This is a genomic window from Lysobacter sp. F6437, from assembly GCF_052547215.1.
The window spans coordinates 231,981-256,664 of the sequence record NZ_JBQWRB010000003.1; the positions used below are offsets into that span (position 1 = coordinate 231,981).

General features: G+C 68.6%; 21 protein-coding genes. 8 read left to right on the plus strand and 13 right to left on the minus strand.

The genetic code is table 11. The features are described 5' to 3' along the window. Positions 1-32 precede the first annotated feature (32 nt). Positions 33-986 carry a cobalamin biosynthesis protein gene (locus ACT9F5_RS11310; RefSeq protein ID WP_445120048.1) on the plus strand — a complete coding sequence of 318 codons (954 nt, stop codon included), beginning with the start codon at positions 33-35 and terminating at the stop codon, positions 984-986. Positions 987-1,118: 132 nt separating this feature from the next. Here ACT9F5_RS11310 and ACT9F5_RS11315 read toward each other — a convergent pair whose 3' ends face one another. Together ACT9F5_RS11315 and purD are read right to left on the minus strand one after the other, a co-directional pair. Beyond that, a complete protein-coding gene (locus ACT9F5_RS11315; protein ID WP_445120049.1) occupies positions 1,119-3,017 on the minus strand; it encodes an MFS transporter in 1,899 nt (632 codons plus the stop codon). A 157-nt stretch (positions 3,018-3,174) separates the two neighbouring features. Next, entirely contained in the window at positions 3,175-4,467 is a 1,293-nt protein-coding gene (gene purD / locus ACT9F5_RS11320) for a phosphoribosylamine--glycine ligase (protein ID WP_445120050.1), read from the minus strand. A 217-nt stretch (positions 4,468-4,684) separates the two neighbouring features. On the opposite strand from purD, the gene ACT9F5_RS11325 reads away from it, so the two are divergent. After that, positions 4,685-6,136 carry an amino acid carrier protein gene (locus tag ACT9F5_RS11325; RefSeq protein WP_445120051.1) on the plus strand — a complete coding sequence of 484 codons (1,452 nt, stop codon included), beginning with the start codon at positions 4,685-4,687 and terminating at the stop codon, positions 6,134-6,136. Between the two features lie 617 nt (positions 6,137-6,753). Here ACT9F5_RS11325 and purH read toward each other — a convergent pair. From purH to prmA, 4 genes are all read right to left on the minus strand, one after another. Beyond that, on the minus strand, positions 6,754-8,340 hold the full coding sequence (gene purH / locus ACT9F5_RS11330; RefSeq protein WP_445120052.1) for a bifunctional phosphoribosylaminoimidazolecarboxamide formyltransferase/IMP cyclohydrolase: 1,587 nt from the start codon (positions 8,338-8,340) through the stop codon (positions 6,754-6,756). 55 nt (positions 8,341-8,395) lie between these two features. Further along, on the minus strand, positions 8,396-8,683 hold the full coding sequence (gene fis, locus ACT9F5_RS11335; protein ID WP_445120053.1) for a DNA-binding transcriptional regulator Fis: 288 nt from the start codon (positions 8,681-8,683) through the stop codon (positions 8,396-8,398). 119 nt (positions 8,684-8,802) lie between these two features. Further along, positions 8,803-9,534, minus strand: coding sequence for a DUF3426 domain-containing protein (locus ACT9F5_RS11340; RefSeq protein ID WP_445120054.1), 732 nt, complete (start codon positions 9,532-9,534; stop codon positions 8,803-8,805). Between the two features lie 71 nt (positions 9,535-9,605). Beyond that, positions 9,606-10,526 carry a 50S ribosomal protein L11 methyltransferase gene (prmA, locus tag ACT9F5_RS11345; RefSeq protein WP_445120115.1) on the minus strand — a complete coding sequence of 307 codons (921 nt, stop codon included), beginning with the start codon at positions 10,524-10,526 and terminating at the stop codon, positions 9,606-9,608. 118 nt (positions 10,527-10,644) lie between these two features. Between prmA and ACT9F5_RS11350 the strand changes: the two genes are divergently transcribed. Both ACT9F5_RS11350 and ACT9F5_RS11355 read left to right on the plus strand, forming a co-directional pair. Continuing rightward, positions 10,645-11,601, plus strand: coding sequence for a hypothetical protein (locus ACT9F5_RS11350; RefSeq protein ID WP_445120055.1), 957 nt, complete (start codon positions 10,645-10,647; stop codon positions 11,599-11,601). Next, positions 11,598-11,975, plus strand: a complete 378-nt coding sequence (locus ACT9F5_RS11355; protein ID WP_445120056.1) for a hypothetical protein — start codon at positions 11,598-11,600, stop codon at positions 11,973-11,975. Before ACT9F5_RS11350 ends, ACT9F5_RS11355 begins: the two co-directional genes overlap by 4 nt. Before the next feature lie 24 nt (positions 11,976-11,999). Here the strand turns inward: ACT9F5_RS11355 and accC are convergent, their stop codons facing one another. From accC to ACT9F5_RS11390, 7 genes are all read right to left on the minus strand, one after another. Then, positions 12,000-13,367: an acetyl-CoA carboxylase biotin carboxylase subunit gene (gene accC / locus ACT9F5_RS11360; RefSeq protein WP_445120057.1), complete on the minus strand. Its 1,368-nt coding sequence runs from the start codon at positions 13,365-13,367 to the stop codon at positions 12,000-12,002. A 3-nt stretch (positions 13,368-13,370) separates the two neighbouring features. Further along, positions 13,371-13,844 carry an acetyl-CoA carboxylase biotin carboxyl carrier protein gene (gene accB / locus ACT9F5_RS11365; RefSeq protein ID WP_445120058.1) on the minus strand — a complete coding sequence of 158 codons (474 nt, stop codon included), beginning with the start codon at positions 13,842-13,844 and terminating at the stop codon, positions 13,371-13,373. Positions 13,845-13,908: 64 nt separating this feature from the next. Further along, entirely contained in the window at positions 13,909-14,358 is a 450-nt protein-coding gene (aroQ, locus tag ACT9F5_RS11370) for a type II 3-dehydroquinate dehydratase (protein ID WP_445120059.1), read from the minus strand. Between the two features lie 117 nt (positions 14,359-14,475). Further along, positions 14,476-15,072, minus strand: coding sequence for a redoxin family protein (locus ACT9F5_RS11375; protein ID WP_445120060.1), 597 nt, complete (start codon positions 15,070-15,072; stop codon positions 14,476-14,478). After that, positions 15,069-17,555 carry a protein-disulfide reductase DsbD gene (gene dsbD, locus ACT9F5_RS11380; protein ID WP_445120116.1) on the minus strand — a complete coding sequence of 829 codons (2,487 nt, stop codon included), beginning with the start codon at positions 17,553-17,555 and terminating at the stop codon, positions 15,069-15,071. The genes ACT9F5_RS11375 and dsbD overlap by 4 nt, the downstream gene beginning before the upstream one ends. Beyond that, positions 17,548-17,871 carry a divalent cation tolerance protein CutA gene (gene cutA, locus ACT9F5_RS11385; protein WP_445120061.1) on the minus strand — a complete coding sequence of 108 codons (324 nt, stop codon included), beginning with the start codon at positions 17,869-17,871 and terminating at the stop codon, positions 17,548-17,550. The genes dsbD and cutA overlap by 8 nt, the downstream gene beginning before the upstream one ends. A 64-nt stretch (positions 17,872-17,935) precedes the next feature. Continuing rightward, positions 17,936-18,334 (minus strand): helix-turn-helix domain-containing protein, encoded by a 399-nt coding sequence (locus ACT9F5_RS11390; protein WP_445120062.1) that lies wholly within the window; start codon positions 18,332-18,334, stop codon positions 17,936-17,938. Between the two features lie 510 nt (positions 18,335-18,844). Here ACT9F5_RS11390 and groES point away from each other — a divergent pair. The 4 genes from groES to glnE all read left to right on the plus strand — a co-directional run bounded on the left by groES (position 18,845) and on the right by glnE (position 24,641). Beyond that, positions 18,845-19,132 (plus strand): co-chaperone GroES, encoded by a 288-nt coding sequence (groES, locus tag ACT9F5_RS11395; protein ID WP_445120063.1) that lies wholly within the window; start codon positions 18,845-18,847, stop codon positions 19,130-19,132. A gap of 61 nt (positions 19,133-19,193) precedes the next feature. Next, positions 19,194-20,843: a chaperonin GroEL gene (groL, locus tag ACT9F5_RS11400; protein WP_445120064.1), complete on the plus strand. Its 1,650-nt coding sequence runs from the start codon at positions 19,194-19,196 to the stop codon at positions 20,841-20,843. 107 nt (positions 20,844-20,950) lie between these two features. Beyond that, on the plus strand, positions 20,951-21,559 hold the full coding sequence (locus tag ACT9F5_RS11405; RefSeq protein ID WP_445120065.1) for a DUF6445 family protein: 609 nt from the start codon (positions 20,951-20,953) through the stop codon (positions 21,557-21,559). A gap of 172 nt (positions 21,560-21,731) precedes the next feature. After that, on the plus strand, positions 21,732-24,641 hold the full coding sequence (gene glnE / locus ACT9F5_RS11410; protein ID WP_445120066.1) for a bifunctional [glutamate--ammonia ligase]-adenylyl-L-tyrosine phosphorylase/[glutamate--ammonia-ligase] adenylyltransferase: 2,910 nt from the start codon (positions 21,732-21,734) through the stop codon (positions 24,639-24,641). The last annotated feature ends 43 nt before the right edge of the window (positions 24,642-24,684 follow it).

Below are 24,684 nucleotides of genomic sequence, written 5' to 3' on the forward strand. Positions count from 1 at the left end.
CGCAGCCGCGCGCGACACCGGAGGAAGCCCGCATGTCAGTCACCCTGATCGCCGCCGTCGTAGCGCTCGTGCTCGGCCACCTGGCCCCGTCACTGGCGGCATCGGTGCGGCAGTACGGCTGGTATCGCGACTGGGTCGGCTGGCTCAACCGGCAGTTCCCGGACGACGGCTTCTGGCGCGGACAATGGGGCATCGCGCTGGCGTTGGTACCGCCGCTGCTGGTGGTCGGGTTTTTCCAGATCGCGCTCGATGCGCAGTTGCTGGGCGTGGCCGAACTGCTGTTCGGCGTCGCGGTGTTGTTCTACGCCTGGGGCCCGCGTGACCTCGACCGCGACGTCAACGCCGTACTCGACGCGCACGACCCGCTGGCGCGTGCCGAGGCCGCGGCGTGGCTGTCGAGTGACGGCAACCCGTCGCTGGACCCGGGCAACCTGGTCGAGTCGGTATTCCGCAACGCGATGCGTCGCTGGTTCGGGGTGCTGTTCTGGTTCCTGCTGTTGGGCCCGGTCGGTGCGGTCCTGTATCGGCTGCTGGTGTTGTCGGTGACCCCATCCGGCGGCGACGCATCGCGCAACCTGCCCAGCGATACCGCGCGCGGCGCCCGCTTCCTGCTGGCGTTGCTGGAATGGCCGGTCGCACAACTGATGACCCTGGCGCTGGCGCTGGTCGGCAACTTCGATGCCGTGCTCGGTGCCTGGCGCGCCAGCGGCGGCGCCTCGTTGCGGCTGGACAAGCGCTTTCTCGGTGCAGTCGCTCGGGCCAGCGTGCGCAGCGAACTGGCCGAGGAGGCCGCCGACTATGTCGCCGGGCAGGCTGACGACGGCAGCGGCGAAAGTGGGGTCACCGCCTCCAACGCCGCGGCGATCGCCGGTCCCGGAATGCCCGACCTTCCCGAACTACGCGATGCGATGAGCCTGGTCTGGCGTTGCCTGCTGGTGTGGCTGGCGGTGCTGGCGCTGTTCGTGATCGCCGGCTTCGTGAGCTGACAAGGCCTGCGAAAACCGTCCTTTGTAGGAGCGGCTTCAGCCGCGATCGGATCCCCGGTCGATCACCCGGTTCCGGATCGCGGCTGAAGCCGCTCCTACAAGAGCATGCCGGCCGACGCCTACGCCGCGGGCCTAGGCAGCATCCCCGCGCAGCGCCCGCACCTTCGACTCCAGCACCTCCGCATCCATCTGCGCACCTTTAAACGCTTCACCCGCCACCACCTCGACATGCGCCCGAAAGCGCCGCGGCACCCGCATCAGACCCACTCGCGTGTCGCGCCGGCTCCACATGCTCGCCCACATCCCGCGCAGCGCCATCGGCACCACCGGCACCGGCCGCCCGGCCAATGCGGCACGCGCCAAGATCTTCTCGACCCCCGACTTGAACGCCGCGATCTCGCCATCGGAGGTCAGCCGGCCCTCGGGGAAGATCCCCACCACCTGTCCATCCGCCAGCGCCGCGTCGATCTCGTCGAACGCGCGCTGCATCAACGCCGGGTCCTCGCGCGCACCGGCAATCGGGATCGCCTTGGCGGTGCGGAAGATCCAGCGCATCACCGGCACGTTGAAGATCCGGTAGTACATGACGAAGCGCACCGGCCGCGGGATGCTCGCGGCGAGGATCAACGCGTCCATGTAGCTGACGTGGTTGCACACCACCAGCGCCGCGCCCTCATCGGGCACCCGGTCGATCCCCTGCACGCGCAGCCGGTACAGGGTGCGCACCAGCACCCAGCTGAGGAAGCGCATCAGGAACTCGGGCACGATCGTGAAGATCCATATCGCGACCAGCGCGTTGGCGATCGCCAGTGCCAGGAACACCTGCGGAATCGTCCAGCCCAGCCAGCGCTGCACTGCCAGTGACGACAGTGCGGCCAGCACGATGAAGCCCGAATTCTGGATGTTCAGCGCGGCGAACACCCGCGACATCTCCGACTTCGGCGTGCGGCTCTGGATCAGCGCGAACAGCGGCACCACGAAGAAGCCGGTGAACAGGCCGATCCCGAGCAGGTCGACGACCGTGCGCCATGCCCCCGGCTGCTGCAGGAACCCGGGCACGTCCAGTCCCGTTGCCGTCGCTATGCCCGGCCGCGCGAGGGCGAGGTCGAGCAGGAACGCGGTCATCCCGAACGCGCCCAACGGCACCAGCCCGATCTCGACCGTGCGCGCCGACAGCCGCTCGCACAGCATCGAGCCCGTCCCGGTGCCAACCGAGAACAGCGCCAGCGCGAAGATGTACAGCGTCGCCGAGCCGCCCAGGTAGACCTCGGCGTAGGCCGGCAGTTGCGAGGTCAACACCGTGCCGACAAACCAGAACCACGAGACTCCGAGGATCGCGTTGCGTACCGCCAACTGCTTGCGTGCGAGCTTCAGCACCGCGATCGATTCGGGAATCGGATTCCAGTTGACCTTCAGGTCCGGCGCACCGGCCCCGGCCTTCGGGATCGCGCGGCTGACCAGATGGCCGACGATCGCCAGCGCGATGATCGCCGCGCCCGCCACCCACGGCCCGCTGGCGCCGGCCATCGCGAAGATCGAACCGCCGAGGATCATCCCCAGCAGGATCGAGATCGACGTGCCCATCTCGACCAGTCCGTTGCCGCCGGTGAGTTCGCGCGGGTGCAGCACTGCCGGCAGGATCGAGTACTTGACCGGTCCGAACAGCGTCGACTGCACGCCGGTCAGGAACAGCGCGACCAGCAGCACCGCCATGTTGGTGGTCACGAAGCCGACCGCCGCCAGCGACATGATCACGATCTCCATGGCCGTGGTGATGCGGATCAGCGTGGACTTCTCGGTGCGCTCGGCGAACTGCCCGGCCAGCGCCGAGAACAGGAAGTACGGCAGGATGAAGATCGCCGGCGCGAGCGTGGCGTACAGCGTCTTCTGCTCCGCGCTGACGCCGAGCCAGAACAGCATCCCGATGATCGCCTGGCGGTAGACGTTGTCGTTGAACGCGCCCAGTGACTGGGTCAGGAAAAACGGCAGGAAGCGGCGCTGGCGCAGCAGCGTGTACTGGCTTGACGACATGCGGGTTCCCCCGGGGGCTGGCGGCGAGCCTAGCAGACGGTCGCCACGCGGCGATGGCTCCGGACTTTTGTAGGAGCGGCTTCAGCCGCGATCTGGAATCGGTGCGGACGGACGATTGTCCGATCGCGGCTGAAGCCGCTCCTACAGAAGCGCCGAGTCAGGAGGTGGCGCGCTCGCGCTCGATCGCGCGCCAGCCGATGTCATGGCGGTGGAACTCGCCGTGCCATGAAATCCCCGACACCGCTTCATACGCGCGGTGCTGCGCCTCGGCCACGGTATCGCCGAGCGCGCACACGCACAGGACGCGGCCGCCGGCGGTGACGACCTGGCCGTCGACCAGTCGGGTGCCGGCATGGAACACCTTGCTGTCGCCGATCTCGGGCACGTCCCAGCTGCCGATCGGGTCGCCGCTGCGCGGGGTGCCGGGGTAGTTCTCGGCCGCCATCACCACGCCGAGCGAGGGACGCGGGTCCCATTGCGCTTCGGTGTCGGCCAAGCGGGCATCGATCGCGGCTTCCACCAGGTCGAGCAGGTCGGACTGCAGGCGCATCATCACCGGCTGCGTTTCAGGGTCGCCGAAGCGCACGTTGAACTCGATCACCTTCGGCGCGCCGCTGGCGTCGATCATCAGGCCGGCGTAAAGGAAGCCGGTGAACGGCACGCCATCGGCGGCCATCCCGCGCACGGTCGGTTCGACCACTTCGCGCATGACGCGCGCGTGGATTTCCGGGGTGACCACCGGCGCCGGCGAGTAGGCGCCCATGCCGCCGGTGTTGGGACCGGTGTCGCCGTCGCCGACGCGCTTGTGGTCCTGGCTGGTCGCCATCGGCAGCGCGGTGGCGCCGTCGACGATCGAGATGAAACTGGCCTCCTCGCCGTCGAGGAACTCCTCGATCACCACGCGCGCGCCGGCCGCGCCGAACGCATTGCCGGCGAGCATGTCGCGCACCGCGGCTTCGGCTTCGTCGAGCGTCATCGCCACGATCACGCCCTTGCCGGCGGCCAGGCCGTCGGCCTTGATCACGATCGGTGCGCCTTTCTCGCGGACGTAGGCCAGCGCCGCGTCGACTTCGGTATGTACCGCATAGAACGCGGTCGGGATGCCGTGGCGGGCGAGGAAGTCCTTGGCGAACGCCTTGCTGCCTTCGAGCTGCGCGGCCGCGGCCGTGGGCCCGAACACGCGCAGGCCGGCGGCGCGGAAGCGATCGACCACGCCGGCCACCAGCGGCGCCTCGGGACCGACCACGGTCACCGCGACGCCTTCGTCCTGCGCCAGCTTCAACAGGCCGTCGAGGTCGTCGGCCTTGATCGAGACGTTGCGGCACTTGTCCTCGTGCGCGGTGCCGGCGTTGCCGGGCGCGACCAGCACCTCGGTGACGCGCGGCGATTGCGCGAGCTTCCACGCCAGCGCGTGTTCGCGGCCGCCGGAACCGATGACGAGAATTTTCATAGCGAATCCTTGTAATGGATCTGACCGGTTGCCCGGGCTGTTGTAGGAGCGGCTTCAGCCGCGATCCGGAGTCGGCGCGGGCGACCGATTTTCCGATCGCGGCTGAAGCCGCTCCTACAGGGGTAGGGACGGCTGGATGATCGGACCGATTTTACCGGAGCCGATAGGCCGCCGGCTGCTAGCATCGCCCGCTTCGGTGACAACAACGGGAATCGCGATGGAGTTCGTCCTCAACGGCATCGAGGCGCTGCTGACGCCGGTGATCGGCCTGGTCAACACGGTGCTGTGGAACTACGTGCTGGTGTACGGGCTGATCGCGGTCGGGGTGTACTTCACAGTGCGGCTGAAGTTCGTGCAGGTGCGCCGCTTCGGCCACATGCTGCACGTGATCGGCCGCGGCACCGCTGGCGACAGCGCCGGCATCTCGCCATTCCAGGCGCTGTGCACCAGCCTGGCCTCGCGGGTCGGTACCGGCAACCTCGCCGGCGTCGCGATCGCGTTGAGCCTGGGCGGGCCGGGCGCGCTGTTCTGGATGTGGGTGGTGGCCGCACTCGGCATGGCGACGGCGTATGCCGAGAGCGCGCTGGCGCAGCTGTACAAGGTCCGCGACGAGGACGGCCAGTATCGGGGCGGTCCGGGCTACTACATGTCGCGCGGGCTCAAGCTGCCGTGGCTGGGGGTGGCGTTTTCGATCTGTCTGGTGTTCTCGTACGGGCTGATCTTCAGCAGCGTGCACGCCAACGCGATGTCGCAGTCGTTGAACCTCGCGTTCGGCTTCAGCGAAGCGCAGATCGCAATCGGACTGGTGGTGCTGACCGCGTTGATCATCTTCGGCGGCGTGCGTTCGGTCGCGCGGGTGGCCGAATGGGTAGTGCCGTTCATGGCGGTCGCCTACCTCGGACTGGCGCTGTGGGTGGTGGCGACCAACATCGCCGAGGTACCGGCGGTGCTGGCACTGGTGGTGCGCAGCGCATTCGGGCTGGAGCCGGCGGCCGGCGGCCTGATGGGTGGGCTGGCGGCGGCGATGCTCAACGGCGTCAAGCGCGGGCTGTACTCCAACGAGGCCGGCATGGGCAGCGCGCCGAACATCGCCGCGGCGGCGACCCCGGTGCCGCACCATCCGGCCAGCCAAGGGCTGGTGCAGTCGCTGGGTGTGTTCATCGACACACTGCTGATCTGTACCGCGACCGGGTTGATGATCCTGCTGTCGGGCGTGCTTGCCGACGGTGGCGACGGGGTGGTGATCACCCAGAACGCGCTGGTGGTGTTCTTCGGCCCGTGGGGCAGCTGGTTCGCGGCCATCGCGCTGTTCTTCTTCGCGTTCACCACGATCCTGGGCAACTACTCGTACGCCGAGAGTGGGTTGCTTTACCTCGGTGGCGGTGATGTCGGTTTGTTCGTGTTGCGGGTGGCGGCGCTGGGGGTGATCGTCTGGGGCGTGTACGCGCAGGTACCGCTGGTGTGGAGCGCGGCCGATGCGGCAATGGCGATGATGGCGACGCTCAACCTGGCCGCGCTGCTGGGGTTGTCGGGGGTGGTGGTGAAGCTGACCCGTGACTACGACCGGCAGCTCGCTGCGGGACGGTCGCCGGTGTTCCATATCGCCGACTATCCGGAGCTGGGCGATGGCGTGGATCACGAGATCTGGCGTGATCGGGAGTCGGGCTGATCGATAGGGTCGCTTGGGCTGCGGCTGCGGCCACCGCAACAACAGCCACATCAACAGCCACAGCCACAGCCACAGCCACAGCAACAGCAACAGCAACGGCGCTTCGGGCGATGTCGGCGCGCAGGAGGCGGCCGGCGGGGGTGTTGCTCCAGCCCTTCGTCAGGGCGGTCCTGCCCTGAGGCGGGCCGCGGGCCATCCATGGCCCGCTTTTCCGCAACACCCCCACCGTCCACCTCCTGCCCGGATGTTTGCGGTTTCGTGAATAGCTTCGGGTAGGAGCGGCTTCAGCCGCGATCTGGAGTCGGTGCGAGCGAATGATTGCCCGATCGCGGCTGAAGCCGCTCCTACAAAGGCATGCGGAAGTCGGGTTCACGGGTTCACGGGTTGAACAGGAACTCGCTGAACCCAAACCGTGGAGCGGCGTCCTGCCGGGGTATTGCGGAGAGTGCGCCAAGGATGGCGCACGCCCCCGACTCGGGCCATGGATGGCCCGACGGAGGGGCGGAGACAATACCCCGGCAGGGCGTCGCCCATCCCGAAGCCGAGAGCCCTCAAGCTTCTGCCGTTGCCGTTGCCGTTGCCGTTGCCGTTGCCGCCGCAGCCGCAGCCGCAGCCCGTCAGTGGCGGAAGTGCCGGACCCCGGTGAATACCATCGCGATCCCGTGTTCGTCGGCCGCGGCGATCACCTCGTTGTCACGCATCGAGCCACCCGGCTGGATCACCGCCTTGATCCCTGCTGCGGCAGCGGCGTCGAGACCATCGCGGAACGGGAAGAACGCATCGCTCGCCATCACCGAACCCGGCACCACCAGCCCGGCTTCCTCGGCCTTCAAACCGGCGATCTTCGCTGACACCACCCGGCTCATCTGGCCGGCGCCGATGCCGATGCTGCGGCCGTCCTTCGCGTAGACGATCGCGTTCGACTTCACGAACTTCGCGATGCGCCAGGCGAACAGCAAGTCGTCGAGTTGCGCTTCGGTCGGCGCGATCTTCGTGACCACCTTCAACTCATCGCGCGTTACCTCTCGGATGTCGCTGGTCTGCATCAACAGCCCGGAACCGACCCGCTTGATGTCGAAGTTGTTGCGGCCGTCGCCGTGCGGGATCTGCAGCACACGCACGTTGGCCTTCTTCTTCGCGTAGGCGAGCGCCTCGGCGTCGTAGTCGGGCGCGATCAGCACCTCGACGAACTGGCGGTCGAGGATGGTCTTCGCGGTCGCCGCGTCGAGCGTCTTGTTGAACGCGATGATGCCGCCGAACGCCGAAGTCGGGTCGGTCGCGAACGCCGCCTCGTAAGCCTCGCCGTTGCCGGCGCCGACCGCGACGCCGCACGGGTTGGCGTGCTTGACGATCACGCAGGCCGGGGCGTCGAACTGGCGCACGCATTCCCACGCGGCATCGGCGTCGGCGAGGTTGTTGAAACTCAGCTCCTTGCCCTGCAACTGGGTGAAGGTCGCCAGCGTGCCCGGCACCGGCCACAGGTCACGGTAGAACGCGCCGTGCTGGTGCGGATTCTCGCCGTAGCGCAGGTCCATGACCTTGGTGAAATTGCTGTTGCTCTGCGCCGGGAACAGCGCGCGGCTGCCGTCGTCATTGATCGACGACAGGTAATTGCCGATGCAGGCGTCGTAGAACGCGACGCGGTTGAACGCGGCCACCGACAGCGCGAACCGGGTCTTGCCCGACAGCGCGCCGTCGTTCGCGGCCAGTTCGGCCAGCAACGCTTCGTACTGCGCCGGCTCGGTCGCGACCGCGACGCGGGCGAAGTTCTTCGCCGCCGAGCGCAGCATCGCCGGGCCGCCGATATCGATGTTCTCGATGATCTCGTCCATCGTGCTGTCGGGATTGGCCGACACCGCTTCGAACGGATACAGGTTCAGTACCAGCAGGTCGATCGCGTCGATGCCGTGCTGCGACATCACCGCCTCGTCGGTGCCGGCGCGGCCGAGCAGGCCGCCGTGCACGGCCGGGTGCAGGGTCTTGACCCGGCCGTCCATCATTTCCGGGAAGCCGGTGGCCTCCGACACGTCCTTCACCGCCAGCCCGGCTTCGCGGATCGCCCTGGCGGTGCCGCCGGTCGACAGCAGTTCGACGCCGTGGCCGGCCAAGGCGCGGGCCAGTTCGACCAGGCCGGTCTTGTCGGACACGGAAAGCAGGGCGCGGCGGATCTTTACCGGTGCGGCGGGCGAGGGGGCGGACGTCATGGCAGGCGGCTTCGGCGGGAAAGCCGCCAATTATACCGGCCCTGCTGCGGCGACCTCAGGCCAGGCCGTAGTCGCGCAGCTTCTTGCGCAGGGTCGCGCGGTGGATGCCCAGCATCGCCGCGGCGCGGCTCTGGTTGCCGTCGCAGTGCGTCAGCACTTCGGCGAACAGCGGGATCTCGAGTTCCTGCAGTGCGATCTGGTAGAGATCGCCGTTGTCGCAACCGTCGAGGTCGCCGAGGTAACGACGGATCGACGTGGCGACGTGGTCCCGTAGCGGCACCCGTGGACCGGTGCGTCCGGTTTCCGGGCGGCTGGAATCGTTACGGTCTGCTGCGGCGTTCAAGCGCGTCTCCCCCGGACGTAGGCAACCGTCGCGCGGCACATGCGCCGCATCCTGCGGTTCGACGACGGGGGATCGAGTCTAACGCGCGAACGTGGCTGCCGACACCGCGGGTCGCCCGTTCATCGAAATTCGAAGTTGAATGCGACGATCGGCGAGGCCGGTTCGACCACGTCGAACTGCACGCTGGCGCTTTGCCCGGGCGCGAGTTCGGAGTCGCCGGCAGCATCGCCGCCGCGGTAGTCGCGGGCTGCGAACGTGCGTTGCGCGACCGGCTGGCCACGCACGTCCGACAGGCTCAGTGCCAGCGCCGGCCACGGTTGCGGCCAGCGTGCGTCGTTGCGGAAGCTGGCGGTCACCCGCAACACGCCGGGCGTGCCGGACGGCTGCACGCTGCGCGCGAGCATGGTGTAGGCGCCGGGCTCGTGCCACGGCGCAAGTGTGCAGCCGAACACCGCGCAGACACCGCTGGCCAATGGTCGCCAGCGTTCGCTTGCGGCAAGCTCCTGGCGTTGCGCGAGCAGCAACTGCAGCACCAGCAGCACGGCCAGCCCCGCGATGATCAACCATCCGGACCACGGCTTGCGCGCGGCTGGTGCGGGTGCGACGACCCGGGCGAAGCTGGGTGCGTGCGAGCGGCGGACGCGTCGGCGTGGCCGGTCGCCGGGTGATGCGGGCGTCGCTGCAGGCGCCGCGGCGGCGGGTGTCGGTTGCGGCTCCGGTTCGAGCGGCGGTTCCGGGGCTGGCGGAGTGGGCGCGTCGGTGTCGACTCCGGTGTCCGGCTCGACATCCAGCGGATTCCTGCACCGTGGGCAGTGCTGCGCCGGCCCGCCCCGCGAGACGATCAGGGCCACCAGGAATCCGCAATGAGGGCAGGGGACAAACATGCGCCGGAGTTTAGCCGAGCCCGCGCGCGGCCCGGGCCTCAGCGGCGACGGACGCCACTGATCCGGATCCAGTCGTCCAGCTGCTCGACCTGTAACTGTTCGAAACCACCTGCGTAGCGCGCCAGCACCTCGTCCTGCTGCCCGTCGAGGATGCCCGACAGTGCGATGCGGCCGCCCGGCGCGACCCGCGCGGCGAGCGTGTCGGCCAGAGCCACCAGCGCCGAGGCGAGGATGTTGGCGACCACGACCGGGTACGTCGCCACCGGTTCGTCGTCCGGCAGGTACACCGCGAGCCGCTCGCCGACGCCGTTGCGCGCGGCGTTGTCATCGGTGGCGAGCAGGGCTTGTGGGTCGTTGTCGACGCCGACCGCTTTGGCGGCGCCGAGCTTGAGCGCGGCCAGGGCGAGGATGCCGGAGCCGCAGCCGAAATCGAGCACGGTCGCGCCATCGAGTACGCCTTCGGCGGCCAGTGCGTCGAACCATTGCAGGCACAACGCGGTGGTCGGGTGGGTGCCGGAACCGAACGCGAGGCCGGGGTCGAGCCTCACCACCGCGGCGTCGGGTGCGTCGGCGCCTTCGGGCAGGTCGTGGTTCCACGGCACGATCCAGGTCCGGGCACCGAATTTCAGCGGCTCGTACTGGTCCATCCACGCCCGCTCCCAGTCCTGGTCGGCGATCTCGCGGAACTGCGCACGCGACCAGTCGATGCCCTCGTCGGCGGCGGCCAGTGCATGCAGCAGCAGGGTCTCGGAGGTGCCGCCCTCGAACAGCGCGGTCAGCACCAGTTCGCCCCACATCGGGGTCTGGCCGACGCCGGGCTCGAAGATCGCCTGCTCGTCGGGCGCGTCGGCGTGGGCGTCGGCCAGGGTGACCGCGAGCGCGCCGACGTTCTCCAGCGCGCGCTCGTGGCGCGGCTGGTCGGCTTCTGTGCAGGACACGGTGAGTTCGAGGAAGGGCATGTCGGGCAATCGCGTACGGGACATGCATGTTGGGACGTGTGCCCGGCGCAGGCAACCGGCCGTTGATCTAAGATGACGCGCCGCCTGTCTCGCGGTTCGACACCGGGAGCCGTCCCTTTTGCCTGCCGTGCACCGCCAACTGGTCCTGTTTGCACTGGCGTCAGCGTTGTTGCTGGCGGGGATCGTTGCGTACCGGGGCGAACCGGGCGCGGTGGTTTCCGTCGACGCGGCCGCGACCGGGCTTGCCGGCGAGGCGCCCCTTGGTGCCCGGCAGCCCGCTGCCGGCCATGGTTTCGCCGCCGACACGCCGGCCGGGTGGCCGCACCGCGGCGTCCCCGGCATGCCGGACCACCGCGCGGGGTTCGAGCACGCACGCGACCTGTACGCCTACGCCAACACGCTGGCGCCCGCGGCGCGGGCGGGCGATCCCGAGGCCACCTGGATGTTGAGCCGGGTCTACGACTACTGCTCGGCGTATGCCATGGCGCCGGCGGACTATGCCGGCGACACCCGCGCGATCAGGGACATGGGGCTCGCAACCTCCAATGCGATGGTCGCCGCACGGACCCGCACCAGCGAGCGCTGTGCCCGGTTCGTGCCCGGCGACGACCTGTCGTACACGGTGATTCTTGGCATGACCCGCGAGGCCGCGGAGGCCGGGAGCCTTGCCGCGGAAGCCGCGCTGCTGGCCGCCGGCGAACCGCTCGACACCAGCGACGCGTACAAGCACGACCTGGTGGATCGGGTGCAGCAGTCGCAGGATCCGGAATCCTTCGCGGCACTGGCGCCGGCGATGGGCATCCAGGCGAGTGGCGACCGGGCCTTCGAGGGCCAGGTCGCGGGTACCCGGCTGGCTGAGGTGGCGTGGCAGGTCGCCGCCTGTGACCTGGGCATGGAGTGCGGTGCCGACAGCGCGGTGATGGTGTCGCAGTGCGCCAATGGCGGGATCTGCTCGCGCGATCCCGGGCAGGATTTCAGCAGTTTTGTCTTCGATGCCGCAGTGCCGCGACAGGGGGCGGACGTGGTGAATGGTATGGCCGACTCGCTGACGGGCGAGAAGAAGGTGCAGAAATGAAAAACGAGGCTGTCGTGCGCAGGGTCAAGCTGTTGTTCTGGACCACGTTGTTCGCCGCGTATTCCGTCGCGGCCGCCGGGGTCGTGATCGACGTGCTCGGGAAGGATTACCGCGGGATGTCGGCAGTGACGGCCACGTCGGTGAATTCGCCGCTGGAGAAACGGGTGGCCGGTGCCGCGCAGGTCGCCGCGGCCTATCGCGCCGGCAGCGGCGCGCCGTTCGCCACGCTTCCGACCGGGAGTTCCTTCAGGGTCATCTGGCCCGACGGCTCCAGCGAGTACGTGACCGTGATCAGTGTCTCCTCGAGCGACGGCGTACGGCCGATCCCGGGGACCCAGCAACCGGCACCGGAGTCCCCGCAGGGGCCCCGGTAGATGCCACGGCCCGGAAGTGCGTGACTACACGATCGACAGCGACTTTTCCTTCTGCTCCTTCAGTCGCTTCTCCAGGTAGTGGATGTTCTGCCCACCCTGCTGGAAGCCGACGTCGGCCAGGATCCGCTGCTGCAGCGGGATGTTGGTCCTGATGCCGTCCACCACCATCTCGCTCAGCGCCACGCGCATGCGGCAGATCGCGGTCTCGCGGTCGGGACCGTGCACGATCAGCTTGCCGATCATCGAGTCGTAGTTCGGCGGCACGCGGTAGCCCTCGTAGATGTGGCTATCGACGCGCACGCCGGGGCCACCGGGAGCGTGGAAATGCTGGATCAGGCCCGGACTCGGCATGAACGTGTCCGGGTCCTCGGCGTTGATGCGGCACTCGATCGCATGGCCTTCCAGCACGATGTCGTCCTGCTTCAATGACAGCTTGTGGCCGGCGGCGATGTTGAGCTGCTCGCGCACCAGGTCGATGCCGGTGACCATCTCGGTGACCGGGTGCTCGACCTGGATGCGGGTGTTCATCTCGATGAAGTAGAAGCGGCCGTTCTCGTACAGGAACTCGAACGTGCCGGCGCCGCGATAGCCGATCCGGATGCAGGCCTCGGTGCAGACCCTGCCGATCTCCGCGCGCTGCTCGGGCGTGATGCCCGGCGCCGGCGCTTCCTCGACCACCTTCTGGTGGCGGCGCTGCATCGAGCAGTCGCGCTCGCCCAGGTGCACGGCGTTGCCCTGGCCATCGGCGAGCACCTGGATCTCCACGTGGCGCGGGTTCTCCAGGAACTTCTCCATGTAGACCATGTCGTTGCCGAACGCGGCCTTGGCCTCGGCCTTGGTGGTCTGGATTGCGGTGACCAGCGCGGCTTCGGTGTGGACCACGCGCATGCCGCGGCCGCCGCCACCACCGGCCGCCTTGACGATCACCGGGTAGCCGATCTCGCGGGCGATCCTGATGTTGGTCTCGGCGTCGTCGCCGAGCGGGCCGCCGCTGCCGGGCACGCAGGGTACGCCGGCTTCCTTCATCGCCCGGATCGCCTCGACCTTGTCGCCCATCAGGCGGATGGTCTCGGCCTTGGGCCCGATGAAGATGAAGCCCGATTCCTCGACGCGCTCGGCGAAGTCGGCGTTCTCCGACAGGAAGCCGTAGCCCGGGTGGATCGCCTGCGCGTCGGTGACCTCGGCCGCGGCGATCAGCTGCGCCATGTTGAGGTAGCTGTCGGTCGACGGCGCAGGACCAATGCAGACCGACTCGTCGGCCATCGCGACGTGCTTGAGGTTGCGGTCGACGGTGGAATGCACCGCCACCGTGCGGATGCCGAGCGCGTGGCAGGCGCGCAGGATGCGCAGCGCGATCTCGCCCCGGTTGGCAATGACGACTTTATCCAGCATGGATCACCCGATCACGAACAGCGGCTGGTCGAACTCGATCGGCTGGCCGCTCTCGGCCAGCACCTTGAGCACGGTGCCGGAGACGTCGGCCTCGATCGGGTTGAACATCTTCATCGCCTCGATGATCGCCAGCGTCTCGCCGGCCTGCACCGACTGGCCGACGGTCACGAACGGCGGCTTGTCCGGCGCCGGCGAGGTGTAGAAGGTGCCGACCATCGGCGCGCGCAGCACGTGGCCCGCGGGCAGGTCATCGGCAGGCTTGGCGCTGCCGCCGGTGGCGGCGTCGACCGGCGAGTGCATGGGCATGGGCATCTGGGCCTGCATCTGCACCGGCGCGGCCTGCATCATCGGCGCAACGGCGCCGCCGCGCGGGCTGCGGGCCAGGCGCACCGACTCCTCGCCTTCCTTGATCTCGATCTCGGCCAGGTTGGATTCTTCGAGCAGGTCAATGAGTTTCTTGATTTTTCGCAGGTCCATGGGTGGGCCTCTTGGTGGAATTCGGGACGCCGCGATGAGCGGCACGTATAGGTCGGGTGGGCCGTCAGGGCCGGGCCGTGGCCAGCCGCGACAGCGCGGCATCGAGCGCGTAGCGATAGCTGTCGACACCGAACCCTGCGACCACGCCCGCGGCCAGGTCGCTGAAATAGCTGTGGTGGCGGAACGGTTCGCGGGCGTGCGGGTTGGACAGGTGGATCTCGTAGAACGGCACCGCCGCGGCGGCCAGAGCATCGCGCAGGGCGACGCTGGTGTGGGTGAAGGCCGCCGGGTTGATGAGGATCAGTGCGGTGCCGTCGGCGCGCGCTGCCTGCACCCGCTCGACCAGCACATGCTCGGCGTTGGACTGCATGCACTCCAGCGCGTGGCCGGCGGCCTCGGCGCGTGCGCGCAGGTCGGCGTCGATCTCGGCCAGCGTGGCCTGCCCGTACACTGCCGGCTCGCGTTCGCCGAGCAGGTTGAGGTTGGGGCCGTGCAGGACCAGCAGCTTTGGCATGGAGGGCCGGGATTCGGAAAGGCGGCAGTGTGGCCGAAGCGTTGCCGCGTTGTCCAGAAGTTCCCTGCTGTTTCGCCGAAGTTGTCGCGATTTAAACGGATGTTTGAATGCCGCCGGTCATGGTGCGGCCCATCCGTCGATCTCGCCGTGCTCGAACGGGCCGATCTTCTGCTTGACCAGCCGTCCCTCCGCATCGATCAGCGCGGTGAACGGCAGCACGCCCTTGGGATTGCCGAGCTGCACGCCCGAATCGCGCGGGCCGGGCGCGTCGAGCAGGATCGGGTAGCGCACCGGGGTGTGCTGCAGGAACGCCCGGACCGCCTCGACGTCGTCCAGCGCGATCCCGACCACCTGCACGCCGTCGGCGGCCTGGCTGGCAGCGAAGCGGTCGAGTTCTGGCATCTCCTGGATGCACGGACCGCACCAGCTGGCCCAGAAGTTGACCAGCAGCGGGCGGCCCGCGTGGGCGGCGGGCAGGGTGACCTGGCGGCCATCGAGGTCGGGAAGCACCACGGTCGGGATCACTTCGCCACGGCGGGCGACGGCCAATCCGTCCGGTGTCGGCGGTGCGGACGCGGACAGCGCGCCCTGAAGCGCCCGCTGGCCGAGCTCGGATTCCAGCAGCGGCCCGGGACCGTTGGACCACAGCCCGGCGACGATGCCGAGCGTTCCGGCGCCGACCGCGACCAGCAGGACCTTGGTGAACGGCTTCATGGCAGCGCCGCCCGCGCCCGATCGGCGCGTTCGGCGAACTTCGCGGCGGGTTCGAAGCCGAACAGCCGCAGTTCGCGGCGCTCGGCTGAGTCGACGTAATACAGCGTCGCCGGCGGGCCGATGATGCCGAGCCGCTTCATCAGCGCCTGGTCGGTGGTGTCGTTGGCGGTGACGTCGGCCTTGAGCAGGACGAAATCGGCAAGCGCGGCGTGCACGGTGGGCTCGGGGAACGTGTACTTCTCCATCTCCTTGCAGGCCACGCACCAGTCGGCATAGAAGTCGAGCAGCAGCGGCCGGCCGGCCGCTGCGGCGGCCTTGATCTCGCGGTCGAGGTCGGCCAGCGACTTGATCGTGCGGAACGGCAGTTCGCGGACCTCGGTGCCGCCGCCACGCAGCCCTGCCAGCGGCCGCAGCGGATCGTGGCTTCCGGCCAGCGCGCCGACCACCTGCGTCGCGCCGGCCACGCCCAGCAGCGCGGCCGCGGTCCAGCCGAGCGCACGCAGCCCGTCACGCGCCGCTGACCTACCCAGCGCCAGCGCCAGCATCACCGCGGAGCCGATCAGCAACGCGCCCCACAAACCGAGCACCAACGGCGCCGGCAGGATCCGCGACAGCATCCACACCGCCAGGCCGAGGAATACGAAGCCGAACACCCGCTGCACCGCGACCATCCACGGCCCGCTGGTCGGCAGGCCCTTGCCGGCGGCAACGCCGAACGCCAGCAGCGGTACGCCCATGCCCATCGCCAGCAGGAACAGCGCGGCGCCGCCAAATACGGGGTCCTGGGTCTGGCCGATATACAGCACCGCGGCTGCCAACGGCGGCGCCACGCAGGGACCGACGATCAGCGCCGACAGCGCGCCCATCACCGCCACCCCGGCCAGTGAACCACCGCGCTGGCGGTCGCTGAGGCTGCCGAGCCGATTGCGCAGCGCGGCGGGCAACTGGATCTCGTAGAGCCCGAAGCTCGACAGCGCCAACGCCACGAACAGCGCCGCGAACGCCGCCAGCACCCACGGGTCCTGGAACGCGATCTGCAGGTTGGCACCGACCAGCCCGGCGACCACGCCCGCCGCGGTGAACACCATCGCACTGGCGACCACGTAGACCAGCGACAGCCCGAATGCGCGCCTGGCACCGAGGCCCCGCTCGTGGCCCGCCGACGCACCGGCGATCAGTCCGGACAGGATCGGGATCATCGGCAGCACGCATGGCGTGAATGCCAGCAACAGGCCGAAACCGAAGAAGCTCAGCAGCGCCAGCCAGCGGTCGGGGCCTGAGAGCGCGGCGGCAAGGCGGCTGTCCTCGGCCAGACCGGCGCCCGGTACTCCCGCGACATCCCGCGAGTCGGCCCCTGTAGGAGCGACGTCAGTCGCGAACGCCTCGCCATCCGGGGTCGCCGTGCGATCGCGACTTACGTCGCTCCTACTCGAAGCGATCGCAGCTTGCGTTTCGGCGGGATCGGGCTTGTTGTCGGAAGCCTCATCCCGATCGGCGGACGCGGGGGTCGCCACGCTGTCGGCCGTCACCACACCCGTCGGCAACGCCACCTCGACAATCCGCGTCATCGGCGGATAGCAGATCCCGTCCGTCTGGCAGCCCTGGAAGGTCGCGGTCAGCCGGAGCGTCGCCGGGTCGGGGCGTGTGCGCCGCAATGGCAGCGGCACGTCGATCTGGCGGAAATAGACCACCACGTCGCCGAAGTGCTCGTCGCGGTGCTCGGTCCCTTGCGGCCATTGCGGCGCGCCGAGGGTGATGCCGGCATCGTTGCCTGCCAGTTCCAGCGAGGTGTTGTCGCGGTACAGGTAGTAGCCGCGCGCCGGGGTGAAGCGCAGCAGCAGGGAATTGCCATCACCGGCGATCGCCTCGAAGCCGAACGCCTGCTCCGGCGGCAACGGCAACGGATCGGTGCCGGCAGCCGTACCGCCCAGCAATGGATTGAGGCTCCCGGCCAGCGGATTCGCTGCACCCCCTGCACCCTGAGCGCCAAACGGCACCAGCGGCGCGGTGGCTGCGTTGTTCGCACCCCCGGCCAGCAGCGCAACGGTTACCTTGCGCGTCTGCGGCGGATAGCAGATGCCGGCGTCGGCACAGCCCTGGTACTTGATCGTCAGGACCGTGCTCGCTGCCTTGGCCTGGCCCGGAAGGGTCGCGTGCAACCGGTCGCGATAGGTCTCGACCGCGCCGAAGAACTCGTCCTCGTGGGCCTCGCCCGGCGGCATCTGCAGCGGCCGTGCGTCGAAGCCGGTATCCGCCTCGACGCTGGTCCGGTGCCTGTAGAGGTAGTAGCCGTCGGCGATGCGCCAGTCGATCGCGATCGCATCGGGCGATTCCGCCCGCGCTTCCAGCGCGAATGCCTCGTCGACCGGCAGCAGGTCGTCCGGATCGATCGCCGCCATGGCCGGCGCCAGTGCGCCGAGCAGCAGGGTCAGGACCAGCAGTTGAAAGCCCCGGTGGAGCGGGTGCTTGGCTTCTTCAGTCATCTTCACGGGTCTGTTCGGCCACCCAGGCGAGGTACGGCGCAAGTCCGCCGGCGGCTTCGACCGCGATCAGTTCCGGCAGTTCATATGGATGCAGTGCCTGCACCCTCGCGGTAACGGCGTCGAGCCGGTCGGCGCCGGTCTTGATCAGCAGCAGTACTTCATCGGCATGTTCGATCGCACCCTCCCAGCGATAGGTCGATTGCAGCCCCGGCAACCGGCTGACGCAGGCGGCCAGCCGTTCCGCGACCAGCGCCTCGGCGATGATGCGGGCGCTGGCGGCATCGGGGCAGGTGCACAGGCAAAGCAGGACGGACATTGACCGGGGAACCTGGGTGGAGGGCTGCATAGCCTAGCCCAGCGCGTTGCACCGGAGCCGCGGGTCAGCTCCGGCTGCCGCCACGCGGACGGCCGACCCGGTGTACCGCCAGTTGCTCGGCGATCTCCACCAGCGGCACCCGCGAGCGCGGGGGGCAGTCGCGGAACGCGGTCAGCAGCCGCAGCTCCAGTGGATCGTCGACCAGCAGTGCATCCGCGGCCGCGACCGAATCCATCGCCACTTCCGGCGACAGGGTCATCTTGCCGCGCCCGGTCGCCAGCCATTCGAATTGCACCCCGGTCGCCATCGCCACCTGGCGCAGGTGCGAGGCGCTGGGCGACTTGCCGGGAGATGCTTCCCAGTGGCTGACCGCGCTGCGCTGGACACCCACCGCGGCGGCGAGCGCGGCCTGGGACAAGCCGCCATGGCGACGGGCGAGACGGATGCGTAATTCCGGGGTCATGGGTTTTGTACACGGGCAAAGTCGTAGGTACCGGTATTAACTATGCGCCTGATATTCACGTCAAGTGGTTTCCTATCGGTGGCTATATTTCAAGATGTACCCGGACGGGCCACGGTTATTCGACGTTTATCACACATAGGAGCCACCGGAGGTAGCCATCCCATACCGGGTGGTCTGTAGTCACGGTGACCAAAAATGGCCACCATGGCCGCTGACCGACAGGAAGTCGGCTCGACATGGGGGTCCAGGTCAGGGGAGAGGTGCAGGATCGCGCCGCGCTCGGAAGCCAATCCCGAAACCGGAAAAGAGCGTGTCCCTCGGGGCACGCTCTTTTTTTGCGTCGCGATGACGCCGATCGCATCCACCGGCCTTGAAAGCGCCATTGCGCCCCCCATCTCCCCGGCAGTCCCGATTGAGTCGGGCGTTGTCGTCCCCGGTCTTGGCACTCGATTGGGGAGACTGCTAGATTCCGCGTTCTTTCCCCACCCTTTCAACCACTTAGAGGTTGCCATGAATATCAAGCCGCTGTTCGACCGCGTGGTCATCAAGCGTATGGAAGAAGAAAAGATGTCCGCCGGCGGCATCGTGATCCCGGACTCGGCCACCGAGAAGCCGATCAAGGGCGAGGTCGTCGCGGTCGGCGAAGGCAAGACCCTCGACAACGGCAGCGTGCGCGCGCCGAAGGTCAAGGTCGGCGACAAGGTGCTGTTCGGCAAGTACAGCGGCACCGAAGTGAAGCTCGACGGCACCGACCTGCTGGTGGTCAAGGAAGACGACATCTTCGCGATCCTCGGCTGATCGCGGTTTCGTCCTCCCGTTCCAACCCCCTTTTCCGCAATTCTTTTTGAGGTAATCCGCAATGTCCGCCAAGGAAATCCGTTTCGGCGAAGACGCGCGCGCAAAGATGGTGCGCGGCGTCAACGTTCTCGCCAATGCCGTCAAGGCCACCCTGGGCCCGAAGGGCCGCAACGTCGTGCTCGACAAGAGCTATGGCGCCCCGACGATCACCAAGGACGGCGTGTCCGTCGCCAAGGAGATCGAGCTGGCCGACAAGTTCGAGAACATGGGCGCGCAGATGGTCAAGGAAGTCGCTTCCAAGACCTCCGACATCGCCGGTGACGGCACCACCACCGCCACCGTGCTGGCCCAGGCGTTCATCCGCGAGGGCATGAAGGCGGTCGCCGCCGGCATGAACCCGATGGACCTCAAGCGCGGCATCGACAAGGCCGTGACCTCGGCCGTCGGCGAGCTGAAGAACCTCTCCAAGCCGTCGTCGACCTCCAAGGAAATCGCCCAGGTCGGCACGATCTCGGCCAACTCCGACGCCAACATCGGCGACCTGATCGCGCAGGCGATGGACAAGGTCGGCAAGGAAGGCGTGATCACCGTCGAAGACGGCTCGGGCCTGGAGAACGAGCTCGACGTGGTCGAGGGCATGCAGTTCGACCGCGGCTACCTGTCGCCGTACTTCATCAACAACCAGCAGTCGATGCAGGCCGAACTGGATGACCCGTTCATCCTGCTCTACGACAAGAAGATTTCCAACGTCCGCGACCTGCTGCCCGTGCTGGAAGGCGTGGCCAAGGCCGGCAAGCCGCTGCTGATCGTCGCCGAAGACGTCGAAGGCGAGGCGCTGGCGACCCTGGTGGTCAACACCATCCGCGGCATCGTCAAGGTCTGCGCCGTCAAGGCGCCGGGCTTCGGTGACCGTCGCAAGTCGATGCTGGAAGACATGGCCGTGCTGACCGGCGGCACCGTGATCTCCGAGGAAGTCGGCCTGCAGCTGGAGAAGGCGACCATCAACGACCTGGGCCGCGCGAAGAAGGTGCAGATCTCCAAGGAGAACACCACCATCATCGACGGCGCCGGCGACACCGCGGGCATCGAGAGCCGCATCAAGCAGATCAAGGCGCAGATCGAGGAGACCTCTTCCGACTACGACCGCGAGAAGCTGCAGGAGCGCGTGGCCAAGCTGGCCGGCGGCGTGGCGGTGATCAAGGTCGGTGCCTCGACCGAGATCGAGATGAAGGAGAAGAAGGCCCGCGTCGAAGACGCCCTGCACGCGACCCGCGCCGCAGTGGAAGAGGGTGTGGTCCCGGGCGGCGGCGTTGCGCTGATCCGCGCGCTGGCCGCGATCACCGGCCTGAAGGGTGACAACGAAGACCAGAACCACGGCATCCAGATCGCCCTGCGCGCGATGGAAGCGCCGCTGCGCGAGATCGTCATCAACGCTGGCGAAGAGGCTTCGGTCGTCCTCAACAACGTCAAGGAAGGCAAGGGCAGCTACGGCTACAACGCCGCCAACGGCGAGTATGGCGACATGCTCGAGTTCGGCATCCTGGACCCGACCAAGGTCACCCGCACCGCGCTGCAGAACGCCGCGTCGATCGCCGGGCTGATGATCACCACCGAGGCGATGGTTGCCGAGCTGCCGAAGAAGGAAGAGCCGGCGATGCCGGGTGGCGGCGACATGGGTGGGATGGGCGGAATGGGTGGCATGGGCTTCTGATCCCACGCCTTCCCGCACTACCCGCAATACCAGGGACCCCGCCGCAAGGCGGGGTTCTTGTTTGCACGCCTTGAGCGGCTGCGGCCACCGGGCTAGGCTCCGCGCCCATGCCAACTTCACTGATCATCGTCGACGACTTCCTCGGCGTGCACGACGCACGGCAGTTCCGCCAGACTGCGCTCGGGCTGAACTACCCGGATCTGCAGGGTGCGTTTCCCGGCCGCAACTCGCTGGAGCGGCTGGAGATCGACGGGCTGTCTGAAGCCGCCTCGCGGATCGTCGGCGAACGGCTCAAGCCGGTGTCGCCGCCGCAGTCGCACGCGAAGTTCCGGATCACGCTGGCCAACGATGTCGGCCGCGCCAAGGTGCACGTCGACTCGGCGCACTGGTCCGGGATCCTCTACCTCAGCGCACCGGAAGACTGCCAGGGCGGCACGGAGTTCTTCCGTCACCGCCCGACCGGAACCGATCGCGCGCCGTTCAACGACGAGGAGATCGCGGCGATGGGCTTTTCCTCGCGCGCGGCGATGTACCAGCAACTGATCGAACGCGATGGCACCGACGACTCGAAGTGGGAAATGACCATGCGCGTGCCGATGCGCTTCAACCGCCTGGTGATGCTGCGGCCGTGGCTGTGGCACACGGCGGGGCCGGCGTTCGGCGATCGGATCGAGAACGGACGGCTGGTGTACCTGATGTTCTTCGCGGCGGCGTGAACCGGGTTTCCTCCCGTTGTGTTTCTGAACCGGGCGGTTCTTTTTTGCACTGCAGCGTGCACTCGACCTAACAACTCCTTCACGATCGGGCCGCATCCCGACGTGGGGGAGGGAGCAGGCCCGCTACCGGTTCGACCGGGGCGGGCTTTTTACTTCTGCCATCATCGCCTCGATGAATGACGCCCCCGACGGTCCCGACCGCCCTGCCACCGATGCCATCGCCGAGCGCGCGATTGCGCGCCTGCTGGCTGCTGCCGGCCCGTCGATGACGACCGGCCAGGCCCGTCTACGTGCGGTGGCGGTTGCCAGCGATTTCGCAGTCGACACCCTGTCGCGCCAACCCGACCTGCTGCGCCGGTTGCTCGACGACGACGGTGCCACGCCCGCGGTGGCGCCCACGCTCTCCGCCGACCACCGCGGCGACTGGCCGGGCCTCCTGCGCCGCTACCGCGCGGCCGAATCGACCCGGCTGGTCTGGCGCGACGTGCACGGCCTCGACGATGTCGACGCCACCCTCGCCGGCAGTACCGCGCTTGCCGAGACCTGCCTGGACCTGGCGCTGCGCGCGCTGGAACCCGACTTCGCCAGCCGCCACGGCGTCGTGCGCGACGACGATGGCGTGCACCAACGGCTGGTGGTGTTCGGGCTCGGCAAACTCGGTGGTGGCGAACTCAACTTCAGTTCGGACATCGACCTGGTCTATGCCTACGAGCACGGCGGCGGCACCAGCGATGGCGCCCGGCCGCTCGAAGCCGAGCAGTATTTCTCGCGGCTCGGCCAACACCTGGTCCGGTTGCTCGACGAGGTCACCGCCGACGGCTTCTGCCACCGGGTCGACCTGCGGCTGCGCCCGTACGGCAACGCCGGTCGGGTCGCGTGGTCGTTCCCCGCGATGGAGCAGTACTTCCAGCGCGAAGGGCGCGACTGGGAGCGCTACGCCTGGCAGAAGGCGCGACCGGTGGCGGGCGACCTGGACGCGGGCGAGCGCTTCCTGGAGACCCTGCGCCCATTCATCTACCGGCGCTACCTGGACTACGGTGCGCTCGACGGACTGCGCGGCATGAAGGCCGCGATCAGCGCCGAGGTCGCGCGCAAGGAACTGGCCGATGACGTCAAGCGCGGTCCCGGCGGCATCCGCGAGATCGAGTTCCTGGTGCAGGCGTTGCAGTTGATCCGCGGCGGTCGAGAACCGGAATTGCGTGACCGCCAGTTGCAGCCCGCGTTGAATGCATTGGTCGAGGCCAACCAGGTCGAACCCGCTGCGGGCGACGCGCTCGCCACGGCCTACCTCTACCTGCGACGACTGGAAAACCGCCTGCAGATGCTGCGCGACGAACAGACCCACGCGCTGCCCGACGATGCGCTCGATCGCGCCCGCATTGCCGACGGCCTCGGGTATGGCGACTGGACGGCCTTGCGCACCGCGCTGGACATGCATCGCGCGGTGGTCAGCGAGGAATTCGCCGCGCTGCTGGCGCCACGTCCGGCGACGCACCAGCCGGGCGCGTTGGCCGGCTACTGGCGCAAGTTGCGCGATACCGCGGGCGAACAGCCCGGCGAACTCGCGTCGCTGTCCGGCGCCGGTTTCGCCGACGCCGCGTCGGCCGATTCGCTGTTGCGCGACCTGGTCCGCAGTCCCGGTGTGCGCGGCCTGTCCGACAGCACCAGCGCCCGGCTCGATCGCGTGCTGCCGGCGTTGCTGCAGGGTGCGGCCGGGTCCAGCCAGCCGATGCTCGCGTTGCGCCGGCTACTCGCGTTGCTGCACAACATCCTGCGCCGCAGCGCCTACCTCGCGTTGCTGGACGAGCAGCCGCCGGCGCTGGCCCGTCTGGTCGAGGTGGTCGGCCATAGCGCGTTGCTGGCCGAGCGGTTGGCGTCGTACCCGCTGTTGCTGGACGAGTTGCTGGACGCGCGCATTGGCGGCCCGTTGCCCGGGCGCGAGGAAGTGATCGAGGCCTGCCTGGCGGTTGCGCGCGATGCCGGCGACGGTGTCGACGACGGCATCGCCGCCGACGACACCGAGGCGGTGCTCAATGCACTCAACGAAGTGCGGCAGGCGTTGAGCTTCCGGATCGCGATGGCCACCCGCGATGGCCGCCAGGATGCGGTCGAGAGCGCACGGCAACTGGCATGGCTGGCCGACGGCGTGGTGATGCGCGTGCTCGCCCTGGCCCAACGCGAGGTCGCGGCCGTGCATGGCCGGGTACCCGGGGCGCGGTTCGCGGTGCTGGGTTACGGCAGCCTCGGTGGCGGCGAGTTGGGGTTCGGTTCCGACCTCGACCTGGTGTTCCTCTACGACACCACCGACGGTGCCGACCAGTCCGACGGCGCCCGCCCGCTGGATGCATCGCGCTGGTTCGCGCGGCTGGCGCAGAAGGTCGTGGCGCTGCTCGGCACGGTATCGGCGGCCGGCCGGCTGTTCGACGTCGACGTGCGGCTGCGGCCCGACGGCGCCAAGGGCCTGCTGGTATCGACCCTGGCCAGCTTCGCCGATTACCAGCGCAGCCGCGCCTGGAACTGGGAACACCAGGCGCTGGTACGCGCACGCTGCGTCAGCGGCGACGCCAGCCTGTGCGCCGACTTCGGGCGCGTCCGCGATGAGACCCTCGCGCGCCAGCGTGACCCCGACGAGGTGCGCGCCGACGTGTCGAAGATGCGTGCGCGCATGCGTGCCGAGCTCGATCGAAGCGACGCGGCGGCCTTCGACCTCAAGCAGGGCGAGGGCGGGCTGGTCGATCTGGAATTCCTGCTGCAGGCGCTGGTGCTGGACCATGCCGACGCGGCGCCCGGCCTGCTCGGCCCGCGCGACACGCCGGGCTTGATCGAGACGATGCGACAGGCCGGCGTGTTCGATGCGGACACCGCCGCAAGACTGCTCGCAGCGCACGCGACCCTGCTCACGCGCGGGCTCGAATGCAGCCTTGACCGGCGGCAGCGGCGAGTGCCCCGCGACGGGGCGGTCGAAGCGGCGCGCGCCGCGATACGCGATGCAGCGGCGGTGCATGGTCTGGATTTCAGCGGGACGCCCGCGACCGAACCCGGATCCAACCGCGATATCCCCACGCGCGATATCCCCATGTAGGAGCGACGTAAGTCGCGATTTCACGGCGATCCCGGTTCGCGAG

What these genes read in the sequence shown, in the direction of transcription:
- ACT9F5_RS11310 (WP_445120048.1), top strand. Translation starts at nt 33, where the DNA reads ATGTCAGTCACCCTGATCGCCGCCGTCGTAGCGCTCGTGCTCGGCCAC.
- ACT9F5_RS11315 (WP_445120049.1), bottom strand. Translation starts at nt 3,017, where the DNA reads ATGTCGTCAAGCCAGTACACGCTGCTGCGCCAGCGCCGCTTCCTGCCG.
- purD (WP_445120050.1), bottom strand. Translation starts at nt 4,467, where the DNA reads ATGAAAATTCTCGTCATCGGTTCCGGCGGCCGCGAACACGCGCTGGCG.
- ACT9F5_RS11325 (WP_445120051.1), top strand. Translation starts at nt 4,685, where the DNA reads ATGGAGTTCGTCCTCAACGGCATCGAGGCGCTGCTGACGCCGGTGATC.
- purH (WP_445120052.1), bottom strand. Translation starts at nt 8,340, where the DNA reads ATGACGTCCGCCCCCTCGCCCGCCGCACCGGTAAAGATCCGCCGCGCC.
- prmA (WP_445120115.1), bottom strand. Translation starts at nt 10,526, where the DNA reads ATGCCCTTCCTCGAACTCACCGTGTCCTGCACAGAAGCCGACCAGCCG.
- ACT9F5_RS11355 (WP_445120056.1), top strand. Translation starts at nt 11,598, where the DNA reads ATGAAAAACGAGGCTGTCGTGCGCAGGGTCAAGCTGTTGTTCTGGACC.
- accC (WP_445120057.1), bottom strand. Translation starts at nt 13,367, where the DNA reads ATGCTGGATAAAGTCGTCATTGCCAACCGGGGCGAGATCGCGCTGCGC.
- accB (WP_445120058.1), bottom strand. Translation starts at nt 13,844, where the DNA reads ATGGACCTGCGAAAAATCAAGAAACTCATTGACCTGCTCGAAGAATCC.
- aroQ (WP_445120059.1), bottom strand. Translation starts at nt 14,358, where the DNA reads ATGCCAAAGCTGCTGGTCCTGCACGGCCCCAACCTCAACCTGCTCGGC.
- ACT9F5_RS11375 (WP_445120060.1), bottom strand. Translation starts at nt 15,072, where the DNA reads ATGAAGCCGTTCACCAAGGTCCTGCTGGTCGCGGTCGGCGCCGGAACG.
- dsbD (WP_445120116.1), bottom strand. Translation starts at nt 17,555, where the DNA reads ATGACTGAAGAAGCCAAGCACCCGCTCCACCGGGGCTTTCAACTGCTG.
- cutA (WP_445120061.1), bottom strand. Translation starts at nt 17,871, where the DNA reads ATGTCCGTCCTGCTTTGCCTGTGCACCTGCCCCGATGCCGCCAGCGCC.
- ACT9F5_RS11390 (WP_445120062.1), bottom strand. Translation starts at nt 18,334, where the DNA reads ATGACCCCGGAATTACGCATCCGTCTCGCCCGTCGCCATGGCGGCTTG.
- groES (WP_445120063.1), top strand. Translation starts at nt 18,845, where the DNA reads ATGAATATCAAGCCGCTGTTCGACCGCGTGGTCATCAAGCGTATGGAA.
- groL (WP_445120064.1), top strand. Translation starts at nt 19,194, where the DNA reads ATGTCCGCCAAGGAAATCCGTTTCGGCGAAGACGCGCGCGCAAAGATG.
- ACT9F5_RS11405 (WP_445120065.1), top strand. Translation starts at nt 20,951, where the DNA reads ATGCCAACTTCACTGATCATCGTCGACGACTTCCTCGGCGTGCACGAC.
- glnE (WP_445120066.1), top strand. Translation starts at nt 21,732, where the DNA reads ATGAATGACGCCCCCGACGGTCCCGACCGCCCTGCCACCGATGCCATC.